Raw genomic sequence first — 12,336 nt, 5'->3', positions numbered from 1 at the left:
GCGCTTTGAAAAATCAATATCCCGCGTCGCGGTTCACCACATTTTCCAGCGCTTCGCCGCGCTCGAAGGCATCCATCTGACGCAGCATGATCGGCGCCAGGTGGACCGGATCGGAAGTCGCCGCCGCGTGCGGCGTCACGAACACTTTCGGATGGCTCCATAGCGGGCTGGTCTTCGGCAGCGGCTCGACCTCGAACACGTCGAGGCTGGCTTCCTTCAGCGTGCCGTCGTCCAGCGCGCGCAAAATGTCGGCGTCCTTCTGCAGCCTGCCGCGCCCGGCATTGATCAGCACCGAGCCGCCGAGGCCGTTGCGCTTGCGCAGCTCCTTCAGCACGCCGTGGTTGATGATGCCGTGCGTCTGAGGCGTCAGCGGCAGAAGCACCACCAGGATGTCGGTGGCGTTTAGGAACGGGATCAGGCCGGCCTCGCCCGCGTAAGTCGAGACACCTTGCATCGGCCGATCGCTGCGCGACCAGCCATTAACGGGAAAGCCGAGCGACAACAGCACCGATGCCGCCGCGCGGCCAAGCGTGCCGAGCCCCATAATGCCGACCGAGATGTCGCCGGCCGGCCGCTGCTGCGGTTCGTGCCAGATCTTCTTCTGCTGCTGGGCGCGGTAGAGCATGCCCTGGCGATGGTGGTCGAGCACCCGCCAGACGACGTATTCGGTCATGTACTGGGTAAGGTTGTCGGCCACCACCTTGACGACCGGTACGTCGGGCAAGGTGGGATCGGCGAAAATGTGGTCGACGCCTGCGCCGATCGAGAAGATGGCCCGCAGATTGGGCAGCGACGACAACAGGTTCGGCCGCTGTTTCCACACCACAGCATAGGTGATCGAAGGATCGCCGGCACCATTCGGCTCGAGCACCACTTCGCGCTCCGCTGACAGCAGTTCGCGCCAGCGCAGCGGATGAATACCGGTGAGGGCAAGCAGGATGCGGCCTTTTTCCATTGCGGATTGTTTTTCCCTTTTACCAACAGCGTTCGCGTCCCGACGCGCAAGGGCGCGGCAGCGTTTTGACTTTGTGCATGATCTCTGGCGAAAATCTACTCGCTGACGATGCCGACCGGCGCCGTTTCGATCTTGAAGGCGGCCGAGATCAACGCCTTTGTATAGTCGGTCCGCGGATTGCCAAAAATCTGTTCGGAAGGGCCGGCCTCGACGATCCTGCCATTGCGCATGACGATGACTTCGTTGGCGAGCGCGCGGATGACCCTCAGATCGTGGCTGATGAAGAGGTAGGCGAGGTCGTGCTTGGCCTGCAGGCTGCGCAAGAGATCGACGACCTGCGCCTGCACGCTCATGTCGAGCGCCGACGTCGGCTCGTCCAGCATGACGAAGCGCGGGTTGAGCACCATGGCGCGCGCGATGGCGACGCGCTGGCGCTGGCCGCCGGAGAATTCGTGCGGATAGCGGTTGCGCGTCGCCGGATCGAGGCCGACTTCCTTCAGCACGTCGACGACACGCTCGTCGCGCGCATCGGGCGACAGCTTCGGCTCGTGGATCTTCAACCCCTCCTCGATGATCTCGGCGACCGACATGCGCGGGCTGAGCGAGCCGAACGGATCCTGGAAGACGATCTGCAGCTCGCGCCGCAGCGGCCGCATTTCGTTGAAGGACAGCTGATCGATGCCGCGTCCGTTGAACTCGATGGCCCCGGTCGACGAGATCATCCTGGCCAGCGCCAGGCCGAGCGTCGTCTTGCCTGAGCCGGATTCGCCGACGACGCCAAGCGTCTGGCCGGCCCGCACGGTGACGTCGATACCATCGACTGCCTTCACATTGTCGACGGTGCGCCGGAAGAAGCCCTTCTTGATCGGGAACCAGACCTTGACGTCCTTGCCGACCATCACCGGCTTGGCGGCTTGGTTGGCCGCCGGCGGCTTGCCTTTCGGCTCGGCGGCAAGCAGATGCCGCGTGTAGGCGTGCTGCGGATTAGCGAATATCTCCTTGGTCGGGCCGGTCTCGACGATCTTGCCCTTGGTCATCACGCAGACCCGGTCGGCGATCTTCCTGACGATGCCGAGATCGTGGGTGATGAACAGCATCGACATGTTCTTGCGGCTTTTCAGGCCGGCCAGCAATTCGAGGATCTGCGCCTGAACGGTGACGTCGAGCGCCGTCGTCGGCTCGTCGGCGATCAAAAGTTCGGGCTCGTTGGCGAGCGCCATGGCGATCATTACGCGCTGGCGCTGGCCGCCCGAAAGCTGGTGCGGATAGGCGTCGAGCCGTTTCTCCGGTTCGCGGATGCCGACCTCGTGCAGAAGTTCCAGCGTGCGCGCCTTGGCTTTGCGATCGCCCAGGCCCTGGTGCAGCTTCAGCACCTCGACGATCTGCTGCTCGATCGTGTGCAGCGGGTTGAGCGAAGTCATCGGTTCCTGGAAGATCATGGTGATCTTGTTGCCGCGCACGCGGCGCAGGTCTCTCTCGTCGGCGGCAAGCAGGTCCGCACCGAGGAACAGGATCTTTCCCGACGGGTGGCTGGCGGTCGGATAGGGCAGCAGTTTCAGCACCGACAGCGCGGTGACCGACTTGCCGGAGCCGGATTCGCCAACCAGCGCCACCGTCTCGCCCTTGGCGAGGTCGAAGGAGATATGGTCGACGGCGATAGACTGGTCGCCGCCTTGCGTGAAGGCGACGCTGAGATCCTGGACGGAAAGGAGAGGGACGGTCATGGCTCGACTTCCGCGACAACCCTGTCCAAGGACGAAATTTCCGGTCGTATGATCGAAATTTTGGCTGCCATTTGAGGGGGAACGAGACGATTTGATGCGATAGAATAGGTCTCTTTCAATCTCGTGTCCGCGGTCTGCTTTCTGCCGTCGTTCAGTGAAATGAGCTGAAGCAGTTTTTTCGCAAGCGCATCGTTGTTTTCAAAGGCATAAATGAAAATATTGGTGTCGACATAAGGCCGGACTGCAGCCATCAATCCTCCCACTCATCGCGGAGGGCACGAACACGCGCGACAGCCTCGTCGAGGCTTGTTCCCGGCGCGTTGGCCTGAGCATTCCGCATGAGTTCAAGCAATTGTTCGCGGCCAAGAGGCCTGTTGGCCTCCTCTTCCACTGTCACCTTGACCGAGGCGCTCGGAGCTATGCCTCTTCGCAGTTCATCCGGGAGCTTCGATGCCGGGTAGTGTTCAAGGATAACCTTATTCATAACCCTTTCCTTTCCCAACGTGCGGATTGACGGACTGAACGGACGCCAACACCGTTATGGGTCCAGGTTCGCTCGATATCGGCCGGAATATAACATGCCGGATGCCAGCCCGCATCGCTCTCATCTGAACGTCTTGCGCGGATCGAAGGCGTCGCGCGTCGCCTCGCCGACGAAGACCAGCAGCGACAGCATCAGCGAGATGACGACGAAGCCGGAAATGCCGAGCCAGGGCGCGTTGAGGTTGCGCTGCGCCTGCTTTAACAGCTCGCCGAGCGAGGCGGAGCCGGGCGGCAGGCCGAAGCCGAGATAGTCGAGGGAGGTCAGCGTCGAAATCGATCCACTGAGCAGGAAAGGCAGGAAGGTCAGCGTCGCCACCATGGCATTGGGCAGCAGATGCCGGAACATGATGGTGATGTTGGACACGCCGAGCGCGCGCGCCGCATTGACATATTCGAAGTTGCGGGCGCGCAGGAATTCGGCCCTTACCACGCCGACCAGCGCCACCCAGGAGAACAGCAGCATCAGCCCAAGCAGGATGAAGAAGCCGGGCGGCAGGATGGCAGCGACGATCAAGAGCAGATACAGCACCGGGATCGCCGACCAGATCTCGATGAAGCGCTGGAACAGAAGGTCGGTCCAGCCGCCGAAATAGCCCTGCAGAGCGCCGGCCGCCACGCCGATCAGCGCCGAGCCGGCAGTCAGGATCAGGCCAAACAGCACCGAGATCCTGAAGCCGTAAATGACGCGCGCCAGCACGTCGCGGGCCTGGTCGTCGGTGCCGAGCCAGTTCCAGTTGCCGACGATGCAATTGGGGTCCGCCTCGCCTTTCGGATACTGGTTGCAGCGCGTTTTCTTGTCGTAGAGCCAGGACGGCTTGGTCGGTGCTGCCTCTGGAATGGCATTGTTGACGGTCTGGTAGGAGTAGCGCACCGGCGGCCAGACCATCCAGCCATTGGCATTGATCTCGTCCTGGATGACCGGGTCGCGGTAGTCGGTGACGGCATAGAAGCCGCCGAACTTCTCCTCGGGATAGGCGACCAGGACGGGAAACAGGATCTCGCCCTTGTAGGAGGCGATGATCGGCTTGTCGTTGGCGACCAGTTCCGAACCCAGCGACAGCACGAACAGGAACAGGAAGATCCACAACGACCAGTAACCGCGCCGGTTGGACTTGAAGTTCTGCAGGCGCCGCTGGTTGAGCGGCGACAGAAAGGGCCGCGCGATCCGAGGCGGTGCCGTTTCGGCGGTGGCCTGCGCCATCAGACGTCTCTCCGCTCGAAGTCGATGCGCGGATCGACCCAGGTGTAGATCAGGTCTGACAACAGCCCGACGAACAGGCCAAGCAGCGAGAAGATGTAGAGATTGGCGAAGACCACCGGATAGTCGCGCTGCACCACCGAGTTGAAGCCGAGCAGGCCGAGGCCGTCGAGCGAAAAGATGTTCTCTATCAGTAGCGAGCCGGTGAAGAAGGCCGAGATGAAGGCGCCGGGAAAACCGGCGATGACGATCAGCATGGCGTTGCGAAAGACGTGGCCGTATAGCACCTGCCGCTCCGACAGGCCCTTGGCGCGGGCGGTGACCACATATTGTTTGCGGATTTCCTCGAGGAAGGAATTCTTGGTCAAAAGGGTCGTCGTGGCGAAGGCCGACAGCACCAGCGCCGTCAGCGGCAAGATCATATGCCAGAAATAGTCGACGATCCGCTGCGGCCACGACAGCTGGTCCCAATTGTCGGAGGTGAGGCCGCGCAGCGGAAACCAGTCCCAGAACGAGCCGCCGGCAAACAGCACCATCAGCAATATGCCGAACAGGAAGCCGGGAATGGCGTAGCCGACGATGACGACGCCGCTGGTCCAGACGTCGAAGGTGGAGCCGTCCTTGACCGCCTTGCGGATGCCGAGCGGGATCGAGATCAGATAGGACAAAAGCGTGATCCACAGCCCGATCGAGATCGACACCGGCATCTTTTCCAGGATCAGGTCGAGCACCGATATGTCTCGAAAATAGCTGTCGCCGAAATCGAAGCGGAAATAGTTCCACAACATCATGCCGAAGCGCTCGAGCGGCGGCTTGTCGAAGCCGAACTGCTTCTCAAGCTTCTTGATGAATTCAGGGTCGAGCCCTTGCGCGCCACGGTATTTCGAGCCGACGTCGCCGGCGACATCGAAATTGGCGCCGCCGGCATCACCCCCGCCGCCGCCTAGGCGATCGCTGCCGCCCTGGTTGGTCAGCCTGGCGATGACCTGCTCGACCGGACCGCCCGGCGCGAACTGGATGACGGCAAAGGACACCGCCATGATGCCGAACAGCGTCGGGATCATCAACAGAATGCGGCGCAGTATATAGGCGCCCATCAGGCTCCCTGCCTCGCTTGTGCGAAAATTTCAGGCTTTGCCAATCTCTGCCGCCTTGTCTTTATCGAACCACCACGACGTCTCGACCGGGAAGTCGTAATCCGGCTTTTGAGCGGGAAAACCGAACATGTCCCAGAACGCCGCTCGGTGATTCGCCAGATGATATGTTGGAATCCAGTCCAGCCGTGCGCGCAAGACCCGATCGAGCGCATTGAGCGCGGTGACGAGTTCGATGCGGCCCTGCGCCTTGCCGACTGCCTCGATTAGCACGTCGATGGCTTTGTTTTCCGTACCCGGATAGTTGCGCATTCCCGGCGTTTTCGCCATCCGGGAAGCGTAGAGGATCTCCAAACCGTCGATGGTGGGCGTCGCTCCGATCGACCATGCGAGCATGTTGAAATCGAAGTCGAAATTGCTCTGCCGCGCTTCGAATTGCGTCGAATCGACCTGCCGGATCGAAGCGTCGATGCCAATCGCCTTCATATTCTCGGACCACGGGGCGAAGATGCGAACGAGGCCTTCGTCCTCGGCCAGCATTTCCACCTGCAGTCGCTCGCCCTTGTCGTTGACGACGAAATTGCCCACTCGCTTCCAGCCGGCTTCGGCAAGCAGCGTCGAAGCCTCGCGCAGCAGCTTGCGGTCGTGTCCGGAACCGTCGGAGACGGGTTGCATCACCGGTTCGCCGAAGGTCTCCGGCGGCAATTCGGCTCGAAACGGCTCCAGGAGTTTCAGTTCCTGGGATGAGGGCAGGCCCTCGGCCTTGTAGTCCGATCGCTCGAAGTTCGATTGCGAACGCTCGTAGGAGTCGAAAAACAACACCCGCTTGGTCCATTCGAAGTCGAAGCAACAGGCGATTGCCCGTCTCACGCGTATGTCGCGGAACTGAGGACGGCGCTGGTTGAGCGCGACAGCCTGCATCGAGGGCGTTTTCTCGCCGGGAAATTCGCGCTTGACGACCCTGCCGTCCTTCAGCGCCGGAAAGTCGTAGCCGGTCGCCCATACCCGCGAGGTGAACTCCTCGCGAAAATGCGTATCGCCTTTCTTGAACGCTTCAAAGGCTGCCTGGCGATCAAGGTAGAAATCGATACGGATGCGGTCGAAATTATAACTGCCGCGGTTCACGGCCAGATCGCGGCCCCAATAGTCGGCGACGCGCTCATATTCGACGGTCTGCCCGGCCACCACCCGTCCCACCCTGTAAGGTCCGGAGCTGAGCGGTGGAATCAACGTCGAGGCGTCGAAATCATTGGCGGTGTAGAAGGCTTTCGACACGATCGGCATCACGACGATGGCGAGGATGTTCTGAGCGGATTGCTGGCCGTTGAAGGTAAGGTTGACCGTAAGCGGATCGATTGCGACCGCATCCGTCATATGCCGCAGGGCTTGGGAAAGGTTCGGATGTCCGCGGTCTTTGTAGAGGTTCAAGGCGAAAGCAATGTCTTCGGCGGTCAGCGGCGAACCATCATGGAAACGCGCTTGTGGCCGCAGGCTGAAGCGGTAGCCATTGCGGTCCTGCGACAAGGTGACGGATTTGGCAAGCAGACCGTAGACCGCATCCGGCTCATCGACTGCCCTTGCCATCAGCGTATCGAAGCAGAGCTCGGTGCGCGGCGGCGAATCCCCCTTCAACACCAGCGAGTTCAGCGTGTTGAAAGTCAGGAAGCTCTGATTGAGGGTGGAGTTCGGCGGAGCGAAATTCATCCGGCCGCCCTTGGGAGCGTCCGGATTTACATAGTCGAAATGCGCGAAATCCGGTCCGTATTTGAGATCGCCGAAGGCCGACAGGCCGTGCAGTTTCACGCCGCTCGGGATGGTGGCGAAAGCCCGGCAGGGCAGCAGCGCTGCGGCCGCCGCGGCACCGCCCAGGGCGAGAAAGTCGCGACGGGGCAGCGCAGCCATCAATTGCCACTCTTGTATTTGGCCGCCAGCGCCTTTTCCTTGACCGGATCGATCCACCAGGAATTCTGGTCGACGCCGCTATAGGCGGGCTGCTTTTCCGGCATACCGAACTTGTTCCAGTAGGCCAGCCAGACCACGGCGCGGTAATATTGCGGCACGACGTAGAAATTCCACAACAGCACCCGGTCGAGCGCATGGGTGGCGGCAACGAGATCGTCGCGGTCGGTGGCATAGATGATCCGGTCGACCAGCGCATCGACGACCGGATTCTTGATGCCGGCGTAATTGCGCGATCCCGGCGAATCGGCGGCCTTGGAGCTCCAGAAATCGCGCTGTTCATTGCCGGGAGAGTCGGACTGGCCGAGTATCGAAGTGACCACGTCAAAGTCGAAATGGGTGACGCGGTTGATATACTGGGTCTGGTCGATCAGGCGCAGCGTCGCGTCGACACCGATTTTGCGCAGATTGGCGACATAAGGGCTGGCGATCACCTGGTCGGTGTCGTTCCAACCGAGCATCTCGAATTTGAACGGTTCGCCGGTCTTGGCGTTGACCATCTTGCCGCCCTTGATGACCCAGCCTGCCTTGGCGAACAGATCGACCGCCGTCTTCAGGTATTTCCGCTCCGCCTGCGGGGTGTCGTAGACCGGCAGCTTGAATTCCTGGGTAAAGACTTCAGGCGGCAGCTTGTCACGGTACTGCTCGAGTATTTCCAGTTCCTTGCCTTGCGGCAGGCCACTCGACGCCAGTTCCGTGCCCTGGAAATAGCTGCTGGTGCGGGTGTTGGAACCGAAGAACAGGGTCCGGTTCATCGTCTCGAAATCGAACGGATACATCAAGGCGGCGCGCACCAGGCGATCTTGGAACAGCGGGCGCCTGGTGTTGAGCATGAAGGCCTGCATCGGTTCGGGCGACGCGGTCTTGAATTCCTTCTTGATGACATCGCCGGCCTGGACTGCCGGGAAATTATAGGCCGTGTTCCAGCGCCTCGAACTGTTCTCCGGCTTGATGTCGTCAAGCCCGCCCTTGGTGAAGGCCTGCCAGGCGGCATTGTCGTCGAGAAAATAGGTGAAACGCTGCCTGTCGAAATTCTCGCGGCCGATCTTCACGGGCAGCTTGGCCGCCCAGTAATCGGGCACGCGCTGCCAGATGATTTCGGTCCCCGGCTTGAAGCTGGCGATCTTGTAGGCGGCCGAGCCGAGCGGCGGCTCCTGCGTCGGTCTGGTGACGTCGCGTTTCTTGCCGCTGGCGTCGGTGCCTTCCCACCAGTGCTTGGGCAGCACGACGAGATCGCCGATGATCTTCGGTAGCTCCCGGTTGCCCTTCTGGTTGAAATGGAACTCGACCTCGCGGTCTGAGATGGCGACCGCGTCGGTGACGTTTTCGAAATAGCGGCTATATTGCGGGCTGTTGGCCTTCAGCACCTGGAACGACCAGATCACGTCGTCGGTGGTGATAAGCTGGCCGTCATGCCATTTCGCCCGCGGATCGAGCCGGTAGGTGGCCGAGGAATAGTCAGCCGGATATTTGTAGGCGTCGGCGATCAGCGGATGGCTGGTGCTGCCCTCGTCGGTCGCCTGCTCCATCAGCGTGTCGTAGAGCAGGCCGCCGCCGAACTGCGCGAAGCCGGCGGCCGGCGAACCCTGCACGATGTAGGGATTGAAGCTATCGAACGTGCCGAGCACCACCGAATTCATCGTGCCGCCCTTGGGTGCATCCGGATTGACGTAATCGTAGCGCTTGAAATTGTTGCCATATTTGGATTCGCCGATCAGCGACGAGGTCGTGCGCCATTCGTCCGCTAAGACCGCCTGCAGGCCGCCGGCAAAAGCAGCCAGCATCAGCACTGATTTCAGAAGCGTCCGCGCTCGGCCACCCGTCATGCGTTCTCCTCTTCGCGATATAGCGCCGTCACCATAGCGTCTGGGCCCAATCTAGATCATTTGGCGCCGCTGAAAACCGCAACCGAGCGGCTTTGTCGTCGCATATGCATTTTTCCTAACGAAAAAGCCGGGCTGAACCCGGCTTTTTCAAGGATTATGTCATTACAGTTTTGTTATTTTGCGGCCGGAGCGGCTGGCGCCGCACCTTCTGCCGGCTTGGCAGGGGCTGCACCTTCGGCCGGCTTGGCGGGCGCGTTTTCGGCCGAGACGCCGGGCGCCGGCAGCGGCTTCGGATTATCCGACAGCGTGCGCAGATAGGCGATGACGTTGGCGCGGTCCTCATCCTTCGGCAGGCCGGCGAAGCCCATCGCCGTGCCCTTCACGAACTTCTTCGGCGAGGTGATGAAGTGGTTGAGATTGTCGTAGGTCCACTTCTCGCTGCCGCCCTTGGAGAACTCCTTCATGCCGGCCGAATAGGCAAAGCCCTCATGCTCGGCGACCGGACGGTCGATAATGTCCCACAGATCGGGGCCGACCTTGTTGGGGCCGCCCTTTTCGCCGGAGTGGCAGGCCTGGCATTTTTTGAAGATGGCGGCGCCCGCTTCGGCGTTGGCGGTGGCCAGCAGTTCGGCAATCGGCTTGGCCTCCGCGGCGGGAGCGGCCGGGCCGCCTTCGGCGGGCTCGGTTGCCTCGATGGCGAAGCCGGGCTTTTCCGGCGCCGGCGAGGCAAACAGCGCGTCGGACACGATGCCAACGGAAAAGACGATGAACACCGTGCCGAGGAAACCGGCGAGCAGCTTGTTGACTTCGGTGGAATCCATACGCCCCAGGCTCCCTTTTCCGGCGGACCGATCCGTCCACTCCGTCCGTCGGTATCGTGGACCACCCTGCGGGGCGGTCAAATCGCGCGGAAACTAGGTCTTTTGCTCCGGCGTTGCAACACCTATAAGGGCGCTGCCAGTGAGACCTTTTGCCACTTTTGTCCTCCTCTTTTTTCGAGCCCCTGCCCGCCTCATGTCCACCCTCATCCTGATCCCGGCCCGCATGGCCTCGACGCGCCTGCCGGGCAAGCCGCTGGCCGACATTGCCGGCACTCCGATGATCGTCCACGTCGCCCGCCGCGCCGCCGAGGCGGGGCTCGGCCGGGTGGTCGTCGCCACCGATACGCAAGGCGTCGCCGATGCCGTGCGCGCGCATAATTTCGAGGCGGTGATGACGCGGGCGGACCACGAAACCGGTTCCGACCGCATCTTCGAAGCGCTGACCATTCTCGACCCTGGCAACAGCGTCGAGACCATCGTCAATGTGCAGGGCGATCTGCCGACCATCGACCCCCTTATTATCGGCGCCGCGCTGAAGCCTTTCGAGAACGCAGCGGTCGATATCGCCACGCTCTGCGTCGAGATCGTCCGCGACGAGGAAAAGACCAATCCGAACGTCGTCAAGCTGGTCGGCTCGCCACTCTCGGCGACACGGCTCAGGGCGCTCTATTTCACCCGCGCCACCGCGCCCTGGGGCGAAGGCCCGCTCTACCATCATATCGGCCTCTATGCCTATCGCCGCGCCGCACTCGAGCGCTTCGTTGCGCTGAGGCCGTCACCGCTGGAGCGCCGCGAACGGCTGGAGCAGTTGCGGGCGCTTGAGGCCGGCATGCGCATCGACGCGGAGATCGTGCAGTCGGTGCCGCTTGGCGTCGATACGCCGGACGATCTCGAACGCGCCAGGGCGCTCCTTTCCAACTAAGAAATTCTTACCCCAATCCCCGAGACTCTGCGCATGCCTGAAAAGACCAACAAAATATCCTTCCAGGGCGAGCCGGGCGCCAATTCCGACACCGCCTGCCGCAACATGTTCCCGTCGATGGAGCCGTTGCCGTGCCCGACCTTCGAGGACGCCTTCAATGCGGTCGAGACCGGCAAGGCCGATCTGGCGATGATCCCGATCGAGAACACCATTGCCGGCCGCGTCGCCGATATCCATCACCTCTTGCCGGAATCGAAGCTGCACATCATCGGCGAATACTTCCTGCCGATCCACTTCCAGCTGATGGTGCTGCCCGGCGTCAGCCGCGACGAGATCAGGACCGTGCACAGCCACATCCACGCGCTCGGCCAGTGCCGCAAATACATCCGCAAGAACGGCTGGAAGGCGACGGTGGCCGGCGACACCGCGGGCGCCGCCAAGATGGTCGCCGCGATGAAGGACCGCACCATGGCCGCGCTGGCGCCGGCGCTCGCCTCGACCCTCTACGGGCTCGACATCATCGAAGAGAATGTCGAGGACACCGACAGCAACGTCACCCGCTTCGTCGTGCTGACCAAGAACAAGCAATGGGCCGAACGTCCCTCCGCCGACGCCAGGATGATGACGACCTTCATCTTCCGCGTCCGCAACGTGCCGGCGGCGCTCTACAAGGCGATGGGCGGCTTCGCCACCAACGGCATCAACATGACCAAGCTGGAAAGCTACCAGCTCGGCGCGTTCACGGCGACGCTATTCTACGCCGACATAGAGGGCCATCCCGACGATCCGCTGGTGAAGCTGGCGCTCGACGAGTTGCGCTTTTTCTCGCGCGAAATGCGCATCCTCGGCGTCTATCCCGCCAGCGCCTCGCGCGAGCAATGGAAGGTGGCGGATTAGGATCCGGTCAGGTCAGGCCGAGCTTGTTCTGCTTGGCCGGCTTGCCGCATTCGCGGCGGCTGATCGACCGGTTCATGGCGTCGATCTTGCCGCTTGCCTGGTCGGCGTCACGCTTGGCTTTTGAGCGCATATCCGGCGTGAACGGGCCAAAACCCGTCGCCGGGTTAGGGAAGGACGGCTTGGCGTCCACCGGCAAACGATATTGCTGCGCCAGGCCGTTTCGTTGCGCCAGCAATTGATCGCAAGGCACCTTGTCATACAGCAGCGAGGACTGGACGTTTTCGTCCTGCCGTTCGGACATCGAATTGCCGACGCAGCCGGCCATCGCCAGGCAAGACGCCAAGACCATCATGTTCCAGCGCATGAACGTGCTCCTTGTCGATCCCCGCATGATCCG

Annotated in this window: 12 protein-coding genes; 2 read left to right on the top strand and 10 right to left on the bottom strand. The window is 61.9% G+C overall.

The window, feature by feature from the left end; genetic code table 11:
• Positions 1–13 precede the first annotated feature (13 nt).
• The 9 genes from AC0L2P_RS03435 to AC0L2P_RS03395 all read right to left on the bottom strand — a co-directional run bounded on the left by AC0L2P_RS03435 (position 14) and on the right by AC0L2P_RS03395 (position 10,120).
• Entirely contained in the window at positions 14–955 is a 942-nt protein-coding gene (locus AC0L2P_RS03435; RefSeq protein WP_473499849.1) for a 2-hydroxyacid dehydrogenase, read from the bottom strand.
• A 95-nt stretch (positions 956–1,050) separates the two neighbouring features.
• The gene (locus tag AC0L2P_RS03430) at positions 1,051–2,679 is read right to left on the bottom strand and encodes an ABC transporter ATP-binding protein (RefSeq protein WP_473499848.1); all 1,629 of its coding nucleotides are present in this window, start codon (positions 2,677–2,679) and stop codon (positions 1,051–1,053) included.
• Positions 2,676–2,930 (bottom strand): hypothetical protein, encoded by a 255-nt coding sequence (locus tag AC0L2P_RS03425; protein WP_473499847.1) that lies wholly within the window; start codon positions 2,928–2,930, stop codon positions 2,676–2,678. The genes AC0L2P_RS03430 and AC0L2P_RS03425 overlap by 4 nt, the downstream gene beginning before the upstream one ends.
• Complete coding sequence (locus AC0L2P_RS03420) at positions 2,930–3,163, bottom strand: hypothetical protein (protein ID WP_473499846.1); 234 nt, start codon at positions 3,161–3,163, stop codon at positions 2,930–2,932. Before AC0L2P_RS03420 ends, AC0L2P_RS03425 begins: the two co-directional genes overlap by 1 nt.
• A gap of 120 nt (positions 3,164–3,283) precedes the next feature.
• Positions 3,284–4,423, bottom strand: a complete 1,140-nt coding sequence (locus AC0L2P_RS03415) for an ABC transporter permease (RefSeq protein WP_473499845.1) — start codon at positions 4,421–4,423, stop codon at positions 3,284–3,286.
• Entirely contained in the window at positions 4,423–5,517 is a 1,095-nt protein-coding gene (locus tag AC0L2P_RS03410) for a microcin C ABC transporter permease YejB (protein ID WP_473499844.1), read from the bottom strand. The genes AC0L2P_RS03415 and AC0L2P_RS03410 overlap by 1 nt, the downstream gene beginning before the upstream one ends.
• A 30-nt stretch (positions 5,518–5,547) precedes the next feature.
• Complete coding sequence (locus tag AC0L2P_RS03405) at positions 5,548–7,416, bottom strand: extracellular solute-binding protein (protein WP_473499843.1); 1,869 nt, start codon at positions 7,414–7,416, stop codon at positions 5,548–5,550.
• On the bottom strand, positions 7,416–9,299 hold the full coding sequence (locus AC0L2P_RS03400; protein WP_473499842.1) for an extracellular solute-binding protein: 1,884 nt from the start codon (positions 9,297–9,299) through the stop codon (positions 7,416–7,418). The genes AC0L2P_RS03405 and AC0L2P_RS03400 overlap by 1 nt, the downstream gene beginning before the upstream one ends.
• Positions 9,300–9,472: 173 nt before the next feature.
• On the bottom strand, positions 9,473–10,120 hold the full coding sequence (locus AC0L2P_RS03395) for a c-type cytochrome (protein ID WP_473499841.1): 648 nt from the start codon (positions 10,118–10,120) through the stop codon (positions 9,473–9,475).
• Between the two features lie 193 nt (positions 10,121–10,313).
• On the opposite strand from AC0L2P_RS03395, the gene AC0L2P_RS03390 reads away from it, so the two are divergent.
• Both AC0L2P_RS03390 and AC0L2P_RS03385 read left to right on the top strand, forming a co-directional pair.
• Positions 10,314–11,042 (top strand): 3-deoxy-manno-octulosonate cytidylyltransferase, encoded by a 729-nt coding sequence (locus AC0L2P_RS03390; protein ID WP_473499840.1) that lies wholly within the window; start codon positions 10,314–10,316, stop codon positions 11,040–11,042.
• 33 nt (positions 11,043–11,075) lie between these two features.
• Complete coding sequence (locus tag AC0L2P_RS03385; RefSeq protein ID WP_292662275.1) at positions 11,076–11,939, top strand: prephenate dehydratase; 864 nt, start codon at positions 11,076–11,078, stop codon at positions 11,937–11,939.
• Positions 11,940–11,946: 7 nt separating this feature from the next.
• On the opposite strand, the gene AC0L2P_RS03380 is transcribed toward AC0L2P_RS03385, so the two are convergent.
• Complete coding sequence (locus AC0L2P_RS03380) at positions 11,947–12,303, bottom strand: hypothetical protein (protein ID WP_473499839.1); 357 nt, start codon at positions 12,301–12,303, stop codon at positions 11,947–11,949.
• Positions 12,304–12,336: the final 33 nt, after the last annotated feature.

It is taken from the genome of Mesorhizobium sp. WSM4836, assembly GCF_055811815.1.
This window is presented reverse-complemented; position numbering and strand designations above follow the sequence as displayed.